The following is a 22148-nucleotide window of genomic DNA, read 5'->3' on the forward strand; positions in this document are numbered from 1 at the left end:
TCAGTCCGTAGACTTTTAATTTTTTGTCTCGCAAGTGCCCACACAGATTGTCTGTTTCTTCTTTTTAAAGAGCTGACAGCTTTAAGTTAACTTCACAATTTCTTGCTTCAGTTTGCTGTCTCAAGGGCTGCGTATACTACGCTACACCTTTTTATTCGTCAAGATCTTTTTTTTAAAAATTTGATCTTGTTCACCAACTTCATTATCGCCTGCTTTCGCTGACGCCGTGTCAGTGGATGCGCATTATAGGCACTTCTTTTTTTTTGGCAAGTGAAAAATCACACTTAGAATTCCGTTTGTTTTTTATTTGTTCAGCAGCAATATTGATATACTCTAGATAAAGCAAAAATTGTTACTATAAAAATTCGAAAAATCAAAACGTTGCTTCAAGATACATATTGTTATATGTTTTGAACCATAAAAACACATAATTTCTATCAAGTATTCGTTTAACTATCATAAATATTAACGATTACCACCAATCAAATATTTTGCTTTATCTTTGAATACTAATTTAATGGTATACGCAACAAGAACACTTATAGTTAATGTACATATTAAAAAGCTAATAGCACCAAGTGATGCTAATTCACCATTATCTGTTTTGATAATGTATCCAAAAGGTGAGTTCAGTAACTGTGCTTCTAAAAGGATTACGATAATTTCATGAACAAAATAGATGGGAAAACTAACATTTGCCATGAAAGAAAAAAACTTATATGTATTACTTTCATCATTTTTATGGTTCAAACCATCCAGAAAATAGAGTGCTAAAATAAATAAAATAATCTTTTGTAATGTATCGTAATAAAGTTTTTCAACACAAAGATGATCAACATAACGATAAGCAAATGGAATAAAAAAGCATAAACCAAAAAAGAAAATCACCAAAACTAAATTATCTTTAACTAGTTTCATAATTTTTTCATAATTTTGCTTTATCATCATTCCCGTCAAATAAACAGGTCCATAATGCAATAAATTTAGCAATGGCTGGGTATAATCAGGCTTGGTGAACATAACTACCCAGAACATCGAAACTAACCCCACGATAATCAAACTTTTTTTTGACCATTTATATAATAAAGGGCTAATTGCGAAAATAATGATAATCATCGGCATAAACCATAATGGCAAAAGCTGGGTTCCGGTCAACATCATTTTAATGATTGAAGTACTCGAACTTGGTTCCGTTAGCGAAAAAATAGGTAAACTGGATAAATATTGGTAATGAAAATATAGGAAACAAAATATCGATACAGAAATATATGGGCAAACTACTGTTTTAAACTTAGATAAATAATACGCTTTTACATTATATTTATAAGTTAAATGCTGAAATAAAAACCCCGCAATTAATACAAAAAATGTTGTGAAATTAAAAGCAAATAAATTTAAAAAAGAAAATAAATAACTATTAGCAATTAAATGGCTATTTTTAAATACACCTAAACAATGGCTAAAAACAATCATAATGATGGCTACGCCACGCAATACATGAATAGAATGAATTTTTTGGGGTTTGACTATTGTCATTTCAGTTATCAAAACATAACAAAGAAAATTTGCTATACATTAGCACAAAATTTCAAGATAAAAACTAGTATTATTTTAGAAAATGCACAAAATATTTCTTGACAAATTTCTGAAAAAATTACAAATATTTATCAAATATAAACACAATTAGTTGTCTAGCTTACTCGCAGCAAAAGAACATAAAGGTATGATTTCACGTTTTTCTTGCTTTAATGTTTTTATCACAAGCTCAAGTAACTTATCTGCTATTCCTTGTCCACGATAATTAGGATCTGTATAGGTATGATTGATGGTTGCTTTATCTTGCCCAATTCGAGTAAACGTCATTTCTGCTATTTCTTGATTATTGTCATTACATACATAGAAACGATCGTTATCTTGCTTATATTGTAATGTCATAAAATTCCTCAATTAGTATGATTTTCATCGAAATTAATTAAATAAGAAAAGAAAAATTTGTTGGAATTTATTAAAAAAATAGTTTTAAACTTATAAAGTGAATAATTGATAAACCTAAATCAAACTATAGTATATCAATTATCCACATCTTATTAGATTATCAATGGAGCAATATTTAGAATAAACGTTTCGCTGTATTATAAAGATCCATATCAAATGGTCTTTTCATATTATTGATAGCATCAATGATATCATGATGAACCAATTTACCATTTTGAATTCCGACACAACGTCCAGCATGACCATCAATGAGTAATTCAACCGCATAAGCCCCCATACGTGAACCTAAAATTCGATCATAAGGTACAGGTGAACCACCGCGTTGTACATGGCCTAGGATAGTTGCTCGCGTTTCATGATGAACTGCTGCTTCAATATCTTTTGCTAATTGGTTTACATCACACATATGTTCAGTAACAGTGACAATTGCATGTTTTTTACCTTTAGCAAAACCTAATTTTATCTCTTCAATTAAGTCTTCTTTAGTATAAGAAACTTCAGGAATGATCATAAATTCACAACCACCAGCTACTGATGCACTTAATGTCAAATCACCACAATCTCGCCCCATAACCTCAATTACAGAAATTCGGTGATGTGAAGAACAAGTGTCTCTCAATCTATCTATAGATTCAACAACTGTACTTAATGCAGTAAAATAACCAATCGTGTAATCAGTTCCTCGGATATCATTATCAATGGTGCCAGGTAAACCAATACATGGAAAACCTTCTTCAGTTAATCGCATCGCACCCATATATGAACCATCACCACCGATAACCACTAAAGCATCAATTTGATGTTTCTTTAAATTAGCAATCCCTTTTTTTCTAATTTCTTGATCTTTAAATTCAGGAAATCGAGCTGATCCTAAAAATGTTCCACCTCGAGTAATGATATCTGAAACACTAGAACGATCTAACTTGACAATGCGATCTTCACAAAGCCCCAAGTAACCATCATAGATACCGAAAACCTCTAAGCCTTCAGTTAACGCAGTTCTCACAACTCCACGAATAGCTGCATTCATCCCTGGCGCATCACCACCACTGGTTAAAATACCTATTTTTTTTATCATAAAAAATAACTCCAATTTATAAACCTTTGGCTATTATAAGGTCATAATAAATAACTAACAATATAAAGTTTAGAAGCTATTTTGAATAGTTTTTCAGCTGATTTGTTTCAAGAGGAACAACAGAAATCGGATCTTGATGGATAATCACTGTTGCTGGAGCAAATTCTCTAGAGATATGTTTTTCGATTGCATCAGCAACTGCATGAGCTTTTATTAATGGCATATCATCATCTAATTCAAGATGTAGTTGTATAAACTTCACCGGGCCTGCTTGTCTAGTTTTCAAATCATGAAAACCACGCACATTTGAATAAGAAGAGACAATTACACTAATTCTTTGGTTATCACTTTCAGGTAAAGCCTTATCTAATAAGTCTTGAATTGCACTATAGGCTATTTTACAAGCATTATAAAAAATATATAACGCAATAAAGAATGCAAAACAGGCATCAGCATACGTAATACCATACCAGCTTAAAAATAGTGCAATAATAACTGCAATATTCATAAACAAATCTGATGAGTAATGCAACATATCTGCTTGAATCGCTTTACTATTTGTCTGTTTTATTACATGCTTTTGATATAAAACTAATGTGGCAGTCACAACAACCGAAACCATAGATACGATAATACCGAATAAAGGGAACTCTATTGCAGTTGGATGAATAATAGATTTAATACTTGATAATAATAAAATGGTCGCCGAACCAATAATAAAAGCACTTTGTGCTAATGCGGCTAATGATTCAGCTTTTCCATGACCAAAAGTATGATCATCATCAGCAGGTTTTAATGCATAACGGACTAAGAAAAAGTTAAGCCCAGATGCAAGCAAATCAATACTTGAATCCAACAGTGATGCAAATAAACTCATTGAGCCAGTGAACCAGCACGTAATTAATTTAATAATGATAAGGAAAATAGAAATTAAAACTGCACTCAATGTCGCCTTTTTAATTAATTTTTCATACAAATGTGATTTTGACATTTGTTACCTATTTATTGGTAGGATTCTATCCCTTGTGGAAGCACCAATTGCACAGCTACTTCGGCTGCAATCTTTTTGTCTAATAAAACTTCAATAATTTTTAAAGCAAAATCAATTGAAGTTGCAGGGCCTTGACTAGTAATAACTCTATTTTGAACATCAAAATAAACTCTATCCGATTTCCAATTTTTTATAGCATCTTTGGTTGATGGATAACCAGTCATATATGCATTAGGGAATAAATTATGATGTTGAAGAACCATCGCTGGGGTTGCACAAATAGCTGCAATAACAACTCCGGCTTGATGAGCTTGCTTTAATTTTTCAATTAATTGTTGAGAGTCTCGAAAGTTTTCAGCTCCAACTAATCCACCAGGTAAAATAATCGCATCAAAATGAATATCACTAACTTCAGAAAATGTTTTTTGAGTTAGGATAGTGACACCGCGAGAACATTGAACTTTTTTATCTTCAGTGATACTTGCATAGGTAACTTTAATTCCAGCTCGTGTCAACAAATCAATTGTTGTCACGGCTTCAGTTTCCTCACAGCCATTTGATAAAAAAACTAATGCTTGCTTTGTCATATTACACCCCTTCCTATCAACTAACTGTCTTTACAAAATGTTAAAAATAGAACTATTTAACACGTTCAATGTTAGCGCCTAATTTTCTCAGCTTATTTTCAATATTATCATAACCACGATCGATATGGTAAATACGATCAACAATTGTTGAACCTTCAGCTATACATCCAGCCAAAACTAGACTCGCAGAAGCACGTAAATCAGTTGCCATTACTTGAGTTCCACTAAGTTTCTCAACGCCATGAGTAATCAGAGTATTACCTTCGATTTCGCCATGAGCTCCCATACGAATAAGTTCTGGTACATGCATAAAACGATTTTCAAAAATTGTTTCTTTGATAATTCCAGTGCCTTCTGCCACCATGTTTAATAATGAAAATTGGGCTTGCATATCAGTTGGAAAACCTGGGTGAGGTGCAGTATGAATATTAACGGCTTTTGCTCGTTTACCTTGCATATCTAAACAAATCCAATCTTCGCCAGTTTCAATATTGGCTCCCGCTTCCTTCAATTTTGATAATACAGCATCAAGTAAGCTTGGATCAGTTTTACGACAAGTTATTTTGCCGCGTGAAATAGCTGCAGCAACTAAAAATGTTCCAGTTTCAATACGATCAGAAACAACTGAGTGTACACCACCACCAAGACTAGCAACACCTTCAATTTCAATGCGCATAGTACCGGCACCAGTGATTTTAGCGCCTAACATATTTAAAAATTTTGCGGTATCAACTATTTCTGGCTCACACGCAGCATTTTCAATTATCGTTTTACCTTCAGCTAGAGTTGCTGCACACATAATAGTAACTGTCGCACCAACACTAACCTTATCCATTACAATATGAGCGCCTTTTAAACGACCATCAACTGTAGCTTTAACATACCCCTCATCTAAAGTAATTGTCGCACCTAATTGTTGTAGTCCAGTAATATGTAGGTCTACTGGCCTTGCACCTATTGCACATCCACCTGGTAATGAAACTTGCCCTTGACCAAATCGAGCAACAAGAGGACCTAGAGCCCAAATTGAAGCTCGCATCGTTTTTACAAGTTCATAAGGCGCACAATAGTTATCAATCTGACCTGCATCAAGATGAATAGAACCGTTCCGTTGATATTTCACGCCTAATTGCTCAAGTAATTCCAGTGTAGTATCAATATCTTTTAACTTCGGAACGTTTTGTAATTCAACTGGTTTTTCAGCCAAAATTGCAGCAAATAAAATAGGTAGCGCCGCATTTTTAGCGCCAGAAATGACAACTTCTCCATTTAAAGAAGTTGGGCCTGTAACGTGAAACTTTTCCATTGTTAACTCTTATTCATTTAAAATGGCGATTATTATAAAAGTTATTCACTAATAGATAAATGAATTTTATCAAAAAATAGTGACTATATTTATCATTACTAAGCTACATCAAAATAATTTCAATTATTTATTATCTATAAATAATTTATTATTCCATCCAAAATCAAATAAATATTAAATAAAAAATTCTTAATTTCATTTTTAAATCAATTAGTAGGAAGTAGAATTAGATTTCAAAAACCCTCTCCTCAACTTTTTTTACGAAAATTGACTAATTTCCTTATTTTCCTATTTACTACAATTTTATCGAAGTATGATAAAATAGATGATATTCAATCTTATAAATCAAACAATACAATAATATGGATTACGATATTGCTATCATTGGACTTGGACCTGCAGGTAGTACCCTCGCACGTCTACTTAACCCATCTTTTAAAATTATTGCATTAGATAAAAAGCATCAAGCTGGTAATGAGGGTTTTCATAAACCTTGTGGTGGATTATTAGCAGATGACGCTCAAAAAGCATTTGTGCGACAAAAGTTAAATTTACCTACTGATATATTGACTGATCCACAAATTTTTAGCGTTAAAACGATCGATCTTCAATCCAAACTTATTCGTAATTATCAACGTAGTTATGTTAGTTTTGACCGACATAAATTTGACCTATGGTTAAAATCATTAATTCCCAACACTGTTAATGTTTTACATAACACACTATGTAAAGAAATCAGAAGAGTAATCGATGGATATCAAGTTACTTACATCGATGAAAATAAAATCGAACACAAAATTACGGCTAAATATGTAGTTGGTGCAGATGGCGCTAATTCGATTGTTAGACGAATGCGTTATCCTCATCATTCCATCAGACAATATGTTGCTATTCAACAATGGTTTACTGAAAAACATCAACGACCTTTTAATACATGTATTTTTGATAATCAATCAACAAATTGTTATGCGTGGAGTATTTCTAAAGATGGATATTTCATTTTTGGTGGTGCTTTCCCGAAAAAAACCGCGAATCAACACTTTGAATCGTTGAAAGAAAAGCTAACAAAGCAAGGGTTTATTTTTGGAGAACCGTTAAAAACTGAAAAATGTCTTGTGGTTTATCCAAATCGCTTCCAAGATTTTTATACAGGCAATGAAAATATCTTTTTAATCGGTGAAGCAGCAGGTTTCATCAGCGCAAGCTCATTAGAAGGTATTAGTTATGCGCTTGATAGCGCAGAGATTTTAAGCAAGATATTAAATAGGGGTATAGCAAAACCAAATAAGCGTTATTATCAAAAAACAATTCCATTACGCTTAAAGCTTTATAGCAAAATTATCAAGGCTAAAATACTGACTACACCATTGTGGCGTAAATTAATTATGAAAAGTAAAATTCAACATATCAAAACAATTTAATTTATAAAAAATGAAATAATGAAATATAACAAGGAAAAGACATTATGTTTGATGTCAACGATCTAATTCGCTTTAATCATGAATGGTCAGAAAAGATAGCACAGGAAGATCCTGAATTCTTTAAACAGCTCGCGGTTGCGCAAAATCCTAAATTTTTGTGGATCGGTTGTTCCGATAGTCGCGTTCCAGCAGAAAAGCTTATCAAACTAAAACCGGGTGAAATGTTTGTTCATCGAAACGTTGGCAACCAAGTGATTCATACGGATCTAAATTGCCTTTCAGTTGTCCAATACGCAGTTGATGTACTTAAAATCGAAGATATTATTGTTTGTGGTCATTTAGATTGTGGTGGTATCCGTGCCGCAGTTGAAAATCCCGATTTGGGCCTAGTTAATAATTGGCTACTTCATATCCGTGATTTATGGTTTCGCAACAGTTCTTTACTTGGTAAGTTTCCTGCTGATATTAGAATGGATATTTTATGTGAACTCAATGTAATTGAACAAATCTATAATTTAGGGCATTCGACCATTATTCAAGCAGCATGGCAACGTGGTCAAAAGGTTAATTTACATGGTTGGGTTTATGGAATCGATAATGGAAAAATTACAGATTTGCATATTACATCATCAAGTAGTGAAAATCTCGAAATCAACTATCGTGAAGCGATTTCTTATCTGTTAAATCTGCATAAATTACAATAAATTTATTTGAATCGATGGATAATTTGATTACTGCTACCTCGCCATAATAGTTTAGGATCAGCGAGATCTTGTACAAATTTTCCATCAATCAAGACATCAATATATGGCACTACAGATTGCTGTTCATCGGTTAATTCATTAAGTTTATAACCTGTCCATAACCAAATATCTTTATTATCACATTCGGCTTTTACTCGTTTAACTAATTTCAAAATGGTTGGCACATTTTTAGGGTGTAAAGGATCACCACCAGAAAGCGATAATCCTTGGCGTTTTATTTCGGCATCTTGTAAATCTTTAATGATTTGATCTTCAAGTGATTGTGTAAATGGCTTACCAGAGTTTATTCCCCATGTGCTTTTGTTATAGCAGCCAGGACATTGATGTACACAACCTGCTACAAAAAGTGTACAACGAGTCCCTTCGCCATTAACAACATCAACAGGATAATAACGATGATAATTCATAATAACAAAATTAATTTTTTAGCCTATTTGGCCATTATCCAAATGTTTAACTCGACGTTTTACTTCTTCTTGCTTACCGGCATTAAATGGACGAGCATCAGGACTTCCTAAATAACCACAAACACGGCGAGTCACAGAAACTTTTGACGAATCATGGTTACCACAACTAGGGCAAACAAATCCTTTGCTAGTACATGAAAACTCACCGGTATAACCGCATTCATAACATTCGTCAATCGGGGTATTAGTGCCATAATAAGGTACACGAGTGTAGCTGTAATCCCAGACATCCTCTAATGCTTTAACATTATTAATCATGTTAGGATACTCGCCATAACAAATAAATCCGCCACTTGCTACTGCTGGATAAGGTTTTTCAAACTCGATTTTTTCATATGGGTTAACCTTTTTCTCAACATCGAGGTGGAAACTATTCGTATAATAACCTTTATCTGTTACTCCAGGAATAATACCAAATTCAGCTGTATCTAAACGGCAGAATCGGTCACATAAATTTTCACTTGGTGTACTATATAAGCTAAATCCATAGCCTGTTTCTTTCTTCCATTGGTCAACAGCTTTAGCTAAGTGTTCAACTATTGCTATACCTTTTTCGCGTAAAGTTTCACTGTCAAATGGATGGGTTTGGTTTCCGTATAGTGCATTTAGTGTTTCATGTAGACCAATATAACCTAATGAAATTGATGCACGACCATTTTTAAAGATTTCAGAAACACTATCATCTTCTTTCAATCGAACGCCACACGCCCCTTCCATATATAAAATCGGAGCAACACGTGCTTTTACTCCATCAAGGCGAGCAATACGCGTCATCAATGCTTTTTTACAAAGGTTTAAACGTTTATCTAAAATTTCCCAAAAACGAGCTTCATCACCTTTTGCTTCAATTGCAATACGAGGTAAATTAAGGCTAATTACACCTAAATTGTTACGCCCGTCATGAATTTGTTGTCCGTCTTCTTCATAAACACCTAAAAAGCTTCGGCATCCCATTGGTGTTTTGAATGATCCAGTTACTTCAACAACTTTATCGTAATTTAAAATATCTGGATACATACGTTTGCTAGCACACTCTAACGCCAATTGTTTAATATCATAATTAGCATCACCTTGTTTATGGTTAATACCATCTTTAATAGCAAAAACAAGTTTTGGAAATACTGCAGTTTTATGATTTTTTCCTAACCCTTTTATGCGCACTTTTAAAATTGATTCTTGGATAAGTCGTGATTCCCAACTGGTTCCTAAACCAAAACCAAAAGTAACAAAAGGCGTTTGTCCATTTGCAGTATGAAGTGTATTAACTTCATACTCTAAAGATTGAAATGCATCATAACACTCTTTTTGCGTACGGCTTTCTGCATACGCTTCAGGATTTGGAATATCCCACTCTTCTGCAACTTTTTTATGCTTTTGATAACTGATAGTCACAAATTTTGCTAGAATTTCATCAATTCGATTAATGGTTGTACCACCATAAATATGACTAGCGACTTGTGCGATGATTTGAGCGGTTACCGCAGTTGCTGTTGCAATAGATTTTGGTGGCTCAATTTCAGCATTACCCATCTTAAAACCATTTGTTAACATCCCGTCTAAATCAATTAACATACAGTTGAACATTGGGAAAAATGGCGCGTAATCGAGATCATGATAATGAATTTCACCACAATCATGTGCACGAGAAATATCTTTAGGTAACAAATATTGTTTAGCATAATGTCTTGCAACAATACCCGCTAATAGATCTCGTTGAGTTGGAATAACTTTACTATCTTTATTCGCATTTTCGTTCAAAATAGCAACGTTACTTTGTTCTATTAAGCCACGAATATCTTGATTCAAACGGCTACGTTCTTCACGCGCACGATCACGATCATGTCGGTATTCAATATAAGTTCTTGCCAATTTTTTATAAGGCCCTGACATAAGTTGATTTTCAACGACATTTTGAATTTCATTGATATCAACACTTTCACGATCCATCATTTGATTGGTCACAACGCGAGCAACGGAGGCACAATAGTCTGGGTCATTAACATTGGCCGCAACAGCTGCTCTTATAATAGCGTCTTTAATACGAACCTCATTAAATGCAGTTTGACAGCCATCACGTTTGATTACTACGGGCATATATACTCCTCAATATTCATTAATAGTTAGCGCTTGGCATGAGTTTTATATCAACCTTAATAGTTGTTGTGGCTATTCAAAACTATTGATTTTTTATTAAAATATGGGCCTTTTGATATAAACTCGGATTTTCACATCGCTTTAGAAAACACTATATGTAGTAAATATTAGTAAATTATACACCATATATTGTGTTTTTCTAGTTTATTTAAAAAATAAATTTGCTTGACAAGGCCAACGCTAATAAATGCAAGTCTTTCGATGATTAAATTGAGAAAAATTTGGGTAGATTGGATATAAAAGATGGATAAATTTTGTATGAGTGCAACTGATTTTGCACTCATACATCGAATACAACAACAGATCTTAATCAGAATTAAGATTCAATATTTAACCAATCAGTATGGAACACACCTTCTTTATCGATACGTTTATAGGTATGAGCACCAAAATAGTCTCTCTGAGCCTGAATTAAATTAGCAGGTAGCACAGCTGAACGATAGCTATCATAATATGCTATTGCTGCCGACAAAGTAGGAACAGGAATACCTTGCGAAACCGCTAGACAAATAACATCACGTAATGATTGTTGATAAGCCTCAACCGTTTTACGAAAATATGGTGCTAACAGTAAGTTATCAATATTGTTATTTTCAGTATAAGCATCAGTAATTTTTTGTAAAAATTGCGCTCTAATAATACATCCTGCTCTAAAAATCTTTGCAATTTCACCATAATTTAATTGCCAATTATAATGTTCTGATGCAGCTTTTAACTGTGCAAATCCTTGCGCATAAGAGATAATTTTACCCATATAAAGTGCTTTACGTACTTTTTCAATTAAAGTTTGTTTATCTCCTGTAAAAGCTACTTTTTCCGGCCCTTTAAGCACTTTTGATGCAGCTACTCGCTGATCTTTAATCGCTGAAATATAGCGAGCGAATACAGATTCAGTAATCAAAGATAAAGGCTCACCTAAATCTAACGCGCTTTGGCTTGTCCATTTACCCGTTCCCTTATTACCAGCAGCATCAAGAATCATATCAACCAAATAATCGCCATTTTCATCTTTATATTTAAAAATGTCCGCTGTTATCTCAGTTAAATAGCTGTCTAATTCGCCTTTATTCCAATCAGCAAACACATCGGCAAGCTCATCATTTGTTAAACCAACAACATGTTTTAGCACACTATAGCTCTCTGCAATTAATTGCATGTCACCATATTCAATTCCATTGTGCGCCATTTTAACGTAATGTCCTGCTCCATCAGGGCCGATATAAGCCACACATGGTTCACCATTCGCTTTAGCCGCTATTTTTTCTAAAATCGGAGCAACTAACTCATACGCTTCTTTTTGACCACCAGGCATAATTGAAGGTCCTTTTAATGCACCTTCTTCACCTCCAGAAACACCGGCTCCTATAAAATTAAAGCCTTCATCGGATAACATTTTATTACGACGAATAGTATCTTCAAAGAAAGCATTACCACCATCAATAATGATATCCCCTTTATCTAATAACGGTCTCAGCTCATCAATTACGGCATCTGTTCCTTTACCTGCTTGCACCATAATTAATATACGCCGTGGTTTTTCTAATGAGTTAACAAAATCTTCAATACTATAATAAGGAACCAATCGTTTATCAGAATGTTCAGCCATTACTTGTTCTGTCTTATCTTTAGAACGATTATAAATTGATACTGAAAATCCTCGACTTTCGATATTAAGTGCAAGGTTTCGCCCCATAACGGCCATTCCAATAACACCGATTTGCTGTTTAGACATAATTTGGCTCCTTTATTTAATCTCTATAACCTTAACAAGGTTTGGTACTATTACCTTAACGCTTATTAACAATATAAGTTATATATTGCCATAAAAAAACCGTATCAATACATAATACGGCTTTTTTTCATTATTTTAATTAAAATGCTTTGGAATTAAGCGAATTATGAACGCTTCATCATTTCAAAAAACTCATCATTAGTTTTTGTCATGGCAAGTTTATCAATTAAGAATTCCATTGCATCAATTTCACCCATTGGGTTGAGGATTTTACGCAAAATCCACATTTTTTGTAGTTCATCAGGTGAAGTCATTAGATCTTCTTTACGCGTACCTGAACGATTAAAGTCAATAGCAGGGAATACACGTCGCTCAGCAATTTTACGTGATAAGTGAACTTCCATATTACCCGTACCTTTGAACTCTTCGTAAATGACTTCATCCATTTTAGAACCAGTATCAATTAAAGCAGTAGCAATAATTGTTAAACTACCGCCCTCTTCTACATTACGTGCCGCACCAAAAAAACGTTTAGGGCGATGTAACGCGTTAGCATCAACACCACCAGTCAATACTTTACCTGATGATGGAATAACGGTATTGTACGCACGAGCTAAACGAGTGATTGAGTCTAATAAAATAATGACATCTTTTTTATGTTCAACTAAACGTTTTGCACGCTCAATTACCATTTCAGCGACTTGAACATGTCTTGCTGCTGGTTCGTCAAACGTAGAAGCTACAACTTCGCCTTTAACTAAACGTTGCATTTCAGTAACTTCTTCTGGTCGTTCATCAATCATCAATACGACTAATTCACATTCTGGATGATTTACCGCTAAGCTTTGTGCAATGTTTTGTAATAACATTGTTTTACCCGCTTTTGGCGGAGCAACAATTAAACCACGTTGACCTTTACCAATTGGTGAAGCTAAATCAAGTACTCTTGCGGTAATATCTTCTGTAGAACCATTACCTCGCTCCATACGTAAGCGAGAATTAGGATGTAAAGGAGTTAAATTTTCAAAAAGGATTTTATTGCGAGCGTCTTCAGGTTTATCGTGATTAACTTCATTTACTTTTAATAAAGCAAAATATCTCTCACCTTCTTTCGGCGGTCTAATTTTGCCGGCAATGGTATCACCAGTTCTTAAATTGAATCGTCTAATTTGACTAGGTGAGACATATATATCGTCAGGTCCAGCCAAATAAGAACTATCTGCAGAACGCAAAAATCCAAAACCGTCTTGCAAAATTTCAAGTACACCATCGCCAAAAATATCTTCACCACTTTTAGCGTGTTGTTTTAATATTGCAAAAATAATATCTTGTTTTCTAAGGCGGGCAAGATTCTCAAGCCCCATTTTTTTCTCACCAAGCGCTACAAGCTCGGAAACAGAAGTGTTTTTTAATTCAGTTAAATTCATAGTTTATAAATTCTTGAGGATAAAATTGATATGTTTACAATTACTGCTATTTTTGTATATTTCTTTCATTTACTTATAAAAAATTTTCTTTCTAGCAATATATAAAATTAATTTATTAATCAGCTTTTTCGATGATAATTATGTATTTGGGCATTGAATTTTAACCACTTTATCAAGAAAAACAATGGATTGCTGAAAGGGGTTTATGTAAGAAATTAGCAATTTACACTAAAATTATAGGTATGTCTATACTTAATTGCGATTTTTGGGAATAAAAAATAATAAGCGTAATAAAACGCTTATTATTTATATTTTTTCAAGTGATTAAAGCTGTGGATCAATAAATGCTTTAAGTTGTGCTTTTGATAACGCACCTACTTGAGTGGCAACAACTTGACCATTTTTAAAAATTAATAGGGTTGGAATACCTCTAATCCCAAATTTTGGGGCAATATTCGGATTTTGTTCAACATTTAATTTGGCGATAATAATTTTATCAGCATATTCTGGAGCTATTTCTTCCAAAATCGGGGCAACCATTTTACAAGGTCCACACCACTCAGCCCAAAAGTCAACCAATACTGGTTTAGTTGATTCGCTTATTACTTTATCAAATGTAGCTTCAGAAAGTGCAACAATGTTATCACTCATTTAATTATCTCCTAGAAAATTTGTCTAAAAATATATTAGGATATTTTCATACCTACCGCTAGTAATTATTTTAATAGGACATAATTATTAGTGAAGTTGTTGTATTTAGTATGCTACAATTACCGAATTCTGATAATTATATTCTAAACAATAATGATTCAATCATATCTTACAAAAACAACTTTCAATCAATTTCCCTTACACCCATTAGTCATAAAAGCGTTGGAGAAAAAAGGTTTCGTTTACTGTACCCCAATTCAAGAACAAACATTGCCATTTACAACAAAAGGAATTGACATTGCAGGGCAAGGACAAACTGGAACGGGTAAAACGATTGCGTTTTTGGCATCAACATTTAATCATTTATTGAATAATGCTCCATTACCCGATCATAAATCTAATCAACCAAGAGCAGTCATTATTGCTCCAACACGTGAGTTAGTTGTACAAATATACAATGATGCTCAACCTCTTTCAGAAGAAACAGGTATTAAATTAGGGCTAGCTTATGGCGGTGATGGTTATGATAAGCAACTCAAGATGCTTTCTGCTGGTGTTGATGTATTAATTGCAACCACAGGAAGACTCATCGATTATGCAAAACAAGATTATATTAATTTAGGTGCAATCCAAGTTGCAGTTCTAGATGAAGCGGATCGTATGTTTGATTTAGGTTTCATCCGTGATATCCGATGGATATTTAGACATATGACATCGCCACAAAATCGTCTAACCATGTTATTTTCAGCGACGTTAACTCACAATGTTCGTGAATTAGCTTTTGAATATATGAACGAACCACAATATGTTGAAGTTGAGCCTGAACAAAAAATTGGTCACAGAATAAAAGAAGAGCTGTTTTTTCCATCAAACGAAGATAAATTAGCTCTCTTACAAACTCTTATTGAAGAAGAGTGGCCTGACCGTAGCATTGTATTTGCTAATACTAAAGTTGCCTGCGAAAAAATCTGGCGTCATTTAGTTGCAGACGGCCATAGAGTAGGACTACTTACTGGTGATATTGCACAAAAAAAACGTTTATCCATTCTTGATAAATTTACCCAAGGAGATCTTGATATTTTAGTAGCAACAGATGTTGCTGCCCGTGGTTTACATATCCCAAATGTAACCCATGTTTTTAACTATGATCTTCCTGATGATTGTGATGATTATAGACATCGAATAGGTCGTACAGGACGAGCCGGTGCCGAAGGTTATTCAATTTCATTAGCTTGTGAACGTTATTCACAAAACTTACCTGCTATTGAAAAAGCCATTGATCATACTATTCCTGTTAGTCAATATGATCCTCAGGCGTTATTAACTAATTTACCAACACCTAAACCATTCAAAAGACCAACTCGTAGAAAACCATCATAATAGAGATCGTTGGTTAAACCCTAAATAGCATCGAATTTAATACCATCATTAAAACTAAGTTTAATGATGGTATTTTCCTTATAAAAAGGAATTGATTAAATCAAATCTTGTTTTGTATTCAAGAAATTCTGATAAGCTAATTCAATTTCTTCTTTAGATTCGGATGATAATGTTCCTACATGCCGATCATGTTGAGCTCCATATAAACCAAACAGAACATTAATTGACAGTTTTGGATTTTTACTTTTTATTCGATAAAAAGTTTCCAAATAACCGACTTCTTTAAATGTTCCTATATCGGTAATATCAGAGCTTACCATCAATTTTTCCAAAGAAACCGTCATGTTGGGTAAAGATTTTAAACGACTTTGGTATTTAGCTACTTTTTCGTCTAGATCTTGTTTTGCATATTCAATGACCATTTTCACTATATCATGCAATTTTTTTCGATCTTGGCGTAACGCATCACTTGCTTTATAGTAATCAAGCAATTTATGTGATCCATCAAATACCAGATCAAGTGGTTGCATACCGAGTTCAACAAACATTGAACGATATTTATCATGAGCTCTCAAATAAACATCATTTTGATCGACCCAAGCAAACATAACTGATTCACTATTAAGACTAAATCCTCCAAAAAATGACCTTAATGAAATGTCTTCAATGCAAGAAAACTCCTGTTTAATATTCACTGCTAATGTTTTAAGCATATAAATTCCCTTTTCACTTACCTTTTCAAATAACTTTAACTAATATGTTTATGCTAAACTATATTAATTTGATTAATATTAAAACAACTAATTAACATTAATTAATAAATATGGGATCTGTCTTCCATAAATGAATATTTGTTTGATTTGTACTTGATTAATTAAATTTTTTTTGCTCTAAAAATATTTGAAGGCCTTTTTGGTGGTTAAATATTTGTCAAATCTTAATATTTCTTAAAAAAAGAAAAAACGGTTTAACATTGTTATTCTGTTGTAATAATTATACAATCAAAGACAATTAACTAAATGGTATCTATTTTTGTCAATTTCAATCAACATGCTCAAAAACGTTATAGTCCCACTTTTTATGTTTTGTTCATTTGCCGTATCAGCAGATAAAATACCGCTGATTGAAGAATTGACATCCTGTAACCCTGACTTTTTTAATCATGTCTATCAGCATAGAGAAGAATTAAAAAATCATACTAATGTTGAAATTTTTAATCATAATCAAGCTTATATTCCAGTTGAAAACCGCACAGACACGAACAACAACTTCATTTATTTCAAAACGCCAATTCAATATAAAAACTTAAAACTTATCGGTTATTATGATAGTGCGATGGATTTGAAAAAGATGGGGAAATATTATTTCTGGGGATTCATCATTGATAATGATATGAATGAGATACGTGAAAGTTTGGATTTTTTAGAGTGGAAAAATATGGAAGATAATCTTCTGTATATTGCCAATCCAAGAATTCGAAATATTACTGACGATATCCAGGTTTGGCATAAAAACACAGGGACAGTAGTTGGAGTAAAAACAATACCAGCTCCAAATACTACCGAAAAGTTATTACTGCTTGAAAAAGGTGATAATATGCAACTCCTTATTTGTTCGATTCAAGGCGTTGTCACCAATAATCTACTTAGGCAAGAACGTCCCGATATTCAAATCAATAAAGTTAAATAGCTGACTCATCCATTTCACCAGTACGTATACGAATTACTTGCTCAACGTTATAAACAAATATCTTTCCATCACCAATTTTACCTGTTTGAGCAGTTTTCATGATAGTCTCAATACATGTTTCTAAAATATCGTCAGCGACAACAAGTTCTATTTTTACTTTTGGTAAAAAATCAACCATATATTCAGCACCACGATAAAGCTCAGTATGCCCTTTTTGGCGACCAAAACCTTTCACTTCAGTGACGGTCATCCCCGTAATTCCTTGATCAGCAAGAGCTTCTCGAATATCATCTAGTTTAAAAGGTTTAATAATTGCTTCAATTTTTTTCATATTTTTTTGCCCTTAATTCGAGATTACCAATTCTTAAATCCAAAAGCAGAAGTAATTGGATATCGTCTACCTTTACCAAAATTACGAGTCGTAATTTTAGGACCTACTGCTGATTGACGTCTTTTATATTCGTTAATATCAACTAATTTAATCACTCGCCTTACAGTTGTTTCATCATAACCTTGCGCAACCAGTTGTTCAACGGAAAAATCGTGTTCAACATAGCCTTTTAATATCCCATCTAAAATATCATATGGAGGCAAACTATCTTCATCTTTTTGATCTGGTGCAAGTTCAGCTGAAGGTGGGCGTGTAATGACTCGTTCAGGAATGACAGGCGATCTACTATTTCGATATTTAGATAACGCAAATACCATGGTTTTAGGTACATCTTTAAGTACATCAAAACCACCAGCCATATCACCATAAAGTGTTGCATAACCAACCGACATTTCACTTTTATTGCCTGTCGTTAAGACTAATCTACGACGTTTATTTGAAAGCGCCATTAAAATTACACCGCGGCAACGCGCTTGTAGATTTTCTTCAGTTGTATCTTTTTGTGTCCCCATAAACATCGGCGTTAAAGAAGACATAAAAGCATCAAACATCGGTTCAATTGAAATAATATCAAATTCAACACCCAATATTTCAGCCTCTTCTTTTGCATCAGCAATACTAATATCTGCCGTATATCGGAACGGCATCATAACCGCTTGTACTTTATCTTTCCCCAAAGCATCAACTGCAATTGCCAATGTTAAAGCGGAATCAATTCCACCAGATAATCCCAATACAGCACCTTGAAAACCATTTTTAGTAATATAATCGCGAGTCGCTAAAACTAATGCATCGTAAACATTTGCTAATGGATCACTTTTAGAATCAACAACTGGTTTATAATCATGTCCAAGATAAAAAATAAAAATTTGTTCTTCAAAAAAGTTGAGCTGATGAACGATATGGCCTTTATCATCACATACAAATGAGCCACCATCAAAAATAAGTTCATCTTGACCACCAATTTGATTCACATAAATAATTGGTAAGCCGGTTCTTAAAGCATGTTGTTTTATAAGCTCTTCGCGATGCTTTTGTTTTTCATAAGCATAAGGTGAAGCATTAATAGAAATAACCAGATCCGCATCCTGAGCGCCAATTCGATCAATAGGCTCACATTGCCAAAGATCTTCACAGATCAATAAACCAATTTTTTTACCTTTAAAATAGATAACACAAGTCTGCTCACCAGCACTAAAATAACGTTTTTCATCAAATACATCATAATTAGGTAACTGCTGTTTATGATAACATGCCAATTGTTGCCCTTCAGAAAACAACGATAACGCATTATAAACCACTCCATCTTGCCAATGAGGATGACCAACAATAACACTACATTGTTGACTAGCTTGCTTGATAGTCAATAAAGCTTGTTGACAACGAATTTTAAAATCATCTCGATAAATTAAATCTTCTGGAGGATAACCACAAATTGCAAGCTCAGATAAAATAATTAGATCATTAGAGGAATAGTTTTGTATCAGTTCAATGATTTGCTGAGTATTACCTTCAATATCACCTACACGCCAATTTTTTTGTGCTAACACGAAAGATAAAGTCATATAAATTCAACATTACAGAAAAAAATTGCCAATAAGTTTAAATGATTCTAAGTTGCGCTGCCACTTTTTTATCGTTAACATTAAAGATTAAATTGGCATGAACTTATCTGGAAATAATTATGCAAAAAACCCTAAATGTAGCGTTAGATAATCGCAGTTATCCCATCACTATTGGTGAAAACTTACTTAGTCAATTTGAATATTTCAAACTACATAGTGGCCAGAGAGTCCTTATTGCTACAAATGACACTATTGCTCCAATTTATTTACAGCAATTAATTAAAATGCTTGAAGATCATGGGGTCAAAACTGATTTCATTATTGTTCCTGATGGCGAGCAATACAAAACTATGGAAACTTGGAATAAAATTTTGACCGCTTTACTTGCCAACAATCATACTCGCAGCAGCATACTTATTGCTCTTGGTGGTGGCGTTATTGGAGATGTGGCAGGTTTTGCAGCTTCCGCATATCAACGTGGCATAAAATTTATACAGGTTCCTACTACTTTATTATCTCAAGTCGATTCTTCCGTTGGGGGTAAAACTGCAATTAATCATCCTTTAGGTAAAAATATGATTGGCGCATTTTATCAGCCGCAATCAGTCGTAATTGATATTAATTGTTTAAAAACTTTACCACAAAGAGAACTTTCAGCAGGTCTAGCTGAAGTGATTAAATATGGCATTATAATGGATTGTGAGTTTTTTAATTGGCTGGAATTGCATATAGAGGATTTACTTAATTTAGATGTCGATGCATTAAGTTACTGTATTTATCGTTGTTGTGAATTAAAAGCTCAGGTTGTCGCTGCTGATGAAACAGAACAAGATATGCGCGCTATATTAAATCTTGGCCACACCTACGGCCATGCAATTGAAGCTGAGCTTGGCTATGGGAATTGGTTACATGGTGAAGCAGTTAGTGTTGGAATGCTAATGGCAGCTCAAACAGCTAAGTTACTTGGCAAATTTACTGATGAAGATTTTGATCGGATTAAAAAGTTATTAATTAAGGCCAAATTGCCAGTAAAAAGACCTACACAGATGCCAAATGAATCTTATATTCCTCACATGTTACGAGATAAGAAAGTTCAATCTGGGCAAATTAGATTAGTTTTACCGGCTAAAATAGGTTCTGTTGAAGTCATTGATGTTATTGATAAACAATTAATATTAAAAGCAATATCTTCTATTTAAATCTTAGTTAACCTCATTGATATACGAGTACTTGTAATTAATTCAAGTATTCGTACACATTTGTTTCCACTTATTTGAATTAAATCTTTAAGGTGTAAACAAGTATTTACACTTTGATATTATATCTTATCTAACAATAAGTAAAATTTTAATTTACTATTTTGTAATTTTGTGTTTACATATTAAGTGTTTATGTAATCAATATTTTACATATAAAAAATATGCATGATTTTAACAAGGAAAATAAAATGTTAAAAGACACACTAAATAATGTTCGAATTAGAGATGAGCACATGTTAATTACACCTGAAGAAATTAAGAATCTTTATCCATTATCATCAGAATTAGAAAATCAAATTGCTTCATCTCGTCAAACTATTGTTAATATTTTAGAACGTCGTGACCATCGACTACTTATTGTTTGTGGTCCTTGTTCTATTCACGATACTGAAGCCGCAATTGAATATGCACATAAACTAAAAAAACTATCTGATGAGGTTAAAGATAACTTATTTATCGTTATGCGTGTTTATTTTGAAAAACCAAGAACTACTGTTGGTTGGAAAGGTATGATCAATGACCCTCATATGGATAGTTCATTCGATATCGAACATGGTTTAAAAAAAGCACGTAAATTACTTCTTGATATCACTAAAATCGGGTTACCAATTGCAACTGAAGCATTAGATCCAAATACACCTCAATACATCGGTGATTTAATTAGCTGGTCAGCTATTGGTGCAAGAACCACTGAATCACAAACTCACCGAGAAATGGCGTCAGGATTATCCATGCCAGTTGGCTTTAAAAATGGTACAGATGGTAGTTTAGATGTAGCGATTAATGCAATGAAATCAGCCTCAATGGCACATCGATTTGTAGGTATTAATCAACAAGGGCAAGTTACGGTATTACAAACTTTAGGTAATCCACATGGTCACGTGATCCTAAGAGGAGGAAAAACACCTAACTTTGATGCCGAAAATGTTGCATTATGTGAAGTTCAAATGAACAAGGCTAAATTAGTGCCTAATTTAATGATAGATTGTAGTCACGCCAACTCAAATAAAGATTACCGTAATCAACCAATCGTTGTAGACTCAATTATTGAGCAAATTAAGCAAGGCAACAATTCAATTATTGGTGTAATGATCGAAAGTAATTTATTTGAAGGAAATCAATCATCTGAACAACCAAAAGAAAACTTTAAGTATGGTGTATCAGTTACTGATGCTTGCATCAATTTTGAAACAACTGAGCAATTATTGCGAAAAATGAACAATGATTTAGCAAAGCCTCTAAATAATAGGCAAAAGTAACCGATTAAAGTTTATATTATTTTCATGGAACT

Annotated in this window: 20 protein-coding genes; 6 read left to right on the top strand and 14 right to left on the bottom strand. The window is 33.4% G+C overall.

Annotated elements, in window-relative coordinates; translation table 11 throughout:
* Positions 1-465 precede the first annotated feature (465 nt).
* The 6 genes from J3U09_RS07040 to murA form a co-directional block, all read right to left on the bottom strand.
* Positions 466-1536 carry an acyltransferase family protein gene (locus J3U09_RS07040; RefSeq protein ID WP_267353673.1) on the bottom strand — a complete coding sequence of 357 codons (1071 nt, stop codon included), beginning with the start codon at positions 1534-1536 and terminating at the stop codon, positions 466-468.
* Positions 1537-1683: 147 nt separating this feature from the next.
* Positions 1684-1935, bottom strand: coding sequence for a GNAT family N-acetyltransferase (locus tag J3U09_RS07045; RefSeq protein ID WP_065734913.1), 252 nt, complete (start codon positions 1933-1935; stop codon positions 1684-1686).
* 175 nt (positions 1936-2110) lie between these two features.
* Positions 2111-3073 carry a 6-phosphofructokinase gene (gene pfkA / locus J3U09_RS07050; protein WP_065562788.1) on the bottom strand — a complete coding sequence of 321 codons (963 nt, stop codon included), beginning with the start codon at positions 3071-3073 and terminating at the stop codon, positions 2111-2113.
* A gap of 76 nt (positions 3074-3149) precedes the next feature.
* Positions 3150-4064, bottom strand: coding sequence for a cation diffusion facilitator family transporter (locus J3U09_RS07055; protein ID WP_267357641.1), 915 nt, complete (start codon positions 4062-4064; stop codon positions 3150-3152).
* An 11-nt stretch (positions 4065-4075) separates the two neighbouring features.
* Positions 4076-4651, bottom strand: a complete 576-nt coding sequence (locus J3U09_RS07060; protein WP_267357642.1) for a DJ-1 family glyoxalase III — start codon at positions 4649-4651, stop codon at positions 4076-4078.
* Between the two features lie 52 nt (positions 4652-4703).
* Positions 4704-5957: a UDP-N-acetylglucosamine 1-carboxyvinyltransferase gene (gene murA / locus J3U09_RS07065; RefSeq protein WP_065734915.1), complete on the bottom strand. Its 1254-nt coding sequence runs from the start codon at positions 5955-5957 to the stop codon at positions 4704-4706.
* A 362-nt stretch (positions 5958-6319) separates the two neighbouring features.
* Here murA and J3U09_RS07070 point away from each other — a divergent pair, with 362 nt between their 5' ends.
* Complete coding sequence (locus tag J3U09_RS07070; RefSeq protein WP_267357643.1) at positions 6320-7378, top strand: FAD-binding protein; 1059 nt, start codon at positions 6320-6322, stop codon at positions 7376-7378.
* Between the two features lie 44 nt (positions 7379-7422).
* A complete protein-coding gene (gene can, locus J3U09_RS07075; protein WP_065562862.1) occupies positions 7423-8082 on the top strand; it encodes a carbonate dehydratase in 660 nt (219 codons plus the stop codon).
* A 2-nt stretch (positions 8083-8084) separates the two neighbouring features.
* Here the strand turns inward: can and nrdG are convergent, their stop codons facing one another.
* The 5 genes from nrdG to trxA all read right to left on the bottom strand — a co-directional run bounded on the left by nrdG (position 8085) and on the right by trxA (position 14573).
* Positions 8085-8549: an anaerobic ribonucleoside-triphosphate reductase-activating protein gene (gene nrdG, locus J3U09_RS07080; protein ID WP_267357644.1), complete on the bottom strand. Its 465-nt coding sequence runs from the start codon at positions 8547-8549 to the stop codon at positions 8085-8087.
* Between the two features lie 18 nt (positions 8550-8567).
* Positions 8568-10703, bottom strand: a complete 2136-nt coding sequence (nrdD, locus tag J3U09_RS07085) for an anaerobic ribonucleoside-triphosphate reductase (protein WP_065734917.1) — start codon at positions 10701-10703, stop codon at positions 8568-8570.
* Positions 10704-11079: 376 nt separating this feature from the next.
* On the bottom strand, positions 11080-12495 hold the full coding sequence (gndA, locus tag J3U09_RS07090; RefSeq protein WP_267339082.1) for an NADP-dependent phosphogluconate dehydrogenase: 1416 nt from the start codon (positions 12493-12495) through the stop codon (positions 11080-11082).
* A 164-nt stretch (positions 12496-12659) separates the two neighbouring features.
* Positions 12660-13922, bottom strand: coding sequence for a transcription termination factor Rho (gene rho / locus J3U09_RS07095; protein WP_034883026.1), 1263 nt, complete (start codon positions 13920-13922; stop codon positions 12660-12662).
* Positions 13923-14246: 324 nt separating this feature from the next.
* Positions 14247-14573, bottom strand: coding sequence for a thioredoxin TrxA (gene trxA, locus J3U09_RS07100; protein ID WP_065734920.1), 327 nt, complete (start codon positions 14571-14573; stop codon positions 14247-14249).
* A 153-nt stretch (positions 14574-14726) separates the two neighbouring features.
* On the opposite strand from trxA, the gene rhlB reads away from it, so the two are divergent.
* On the top strand, positions 14727-15953 hold the full coding sequence (gene rhlB / locus J3U09_RS07105) for an ATP-dependent RNA helicase RhlB (protein WP_267332045.1): 1227 nt from the start codon (positions 14727-14729) through the stop codon (positions 15951-15953).
* Positions 15954-16048: 95 nt separating this feature from the next.
* Here rhlB and J3U09_RS07110 read toward each other — a convergent pair whose 3' ends face one another.
* Positions 16049-16666, bottom strand: a complete 618-nt coding sequence (locus J3U09_RS07110; protein WP_065562868.1) for a TfoX/Sxy family protein — start codon at positions 16664-16666, stop codon at positions 16049-16051.
* A gap of 319 nt (positions 16667-16985) precedes the next feature.
* Between J3U09_RS07110 and J3U09_RS07115 the strand changes: the two genes are divergently transcribed.
* Positions 16986-17642: a hypothetical protein gene (locus J3U09_RS07115; protein ID WP_141673941.1), complete on the top strand. Its 657-nt coding sequence runs from the start codon at positions 16986-16988 to the stop codon at positions 17640-17642.
* Here J3U09_RS07115 and glnB read toward each other — a convergent pair.
* Together glnB and J3U09_RS07125 are read right to left on the bottom strand one after the other, a co-directional pair.
* Complete coding sequence (gene glnB, locus J3U09_RS07120) at positions 17635-17973, bottom strand: nitrogen regulatory protein P-II (protein ID WP_034883030.1); 339 nt, start codon at positions 17971-17973, stop codon at positions 17635-17637. The two genes, J3U09_RS07115 and glnB, sit on opposite strands and share 8 nt — an antisense overlap.
* Positions 17974-17996: 23 nt before the next feature.
* Positions 17997-19604, bottom strand: a complete 1608-nt coding sequence (locus J3U09_RS07125; RefSeq protein WP_416380051.1) for an NAD+ synthase — start codon at positions 19602-19604, stop codon at positions 17997-17999.
* A gap of 113 nt (positions 19605-19717) precedes the next feature.
* Here J3U09_RS07125 and aroB point away from each other — a divergent pair, with 113 nt between their 5' ends.
* Both aroB and J3U09_RS07135 read left to right on the top strand, forming a co-directional pair.
* Positions 19718-20797, top strand: a complete 1080-nt coding sequence (aroB, locus tag J3U09_RS07130) for a 3-dehydroquinate synthase (protein WP_267332047.1) — start codon at positions 19718-19720, stop codon at positions 20795-20797.
* A 248-nt stretch (positions 20798-21045) separates the two neighbouring features.
* Entirely contained in the window at positions 21046-22116 is a 1071-nt protein-coding gene (locus tag J3U09_RS07135) for a 3-deoxy-7-phosphoheptulonate synthase (protein ID WP_267357648.1), read from the top strand.
* Positions 22117-22148 lie beyond the last annotated feature (32 nt).

It is taken from the genome of Gilliamella sp. B2889, assembly GCF_026536885.1.
GTDB lineage: Bacteria > Pseudomonadota > Gammaproteobacteria > Enterobacterales > Orbaceae > Gilliamella > Gilliamella apicola_E.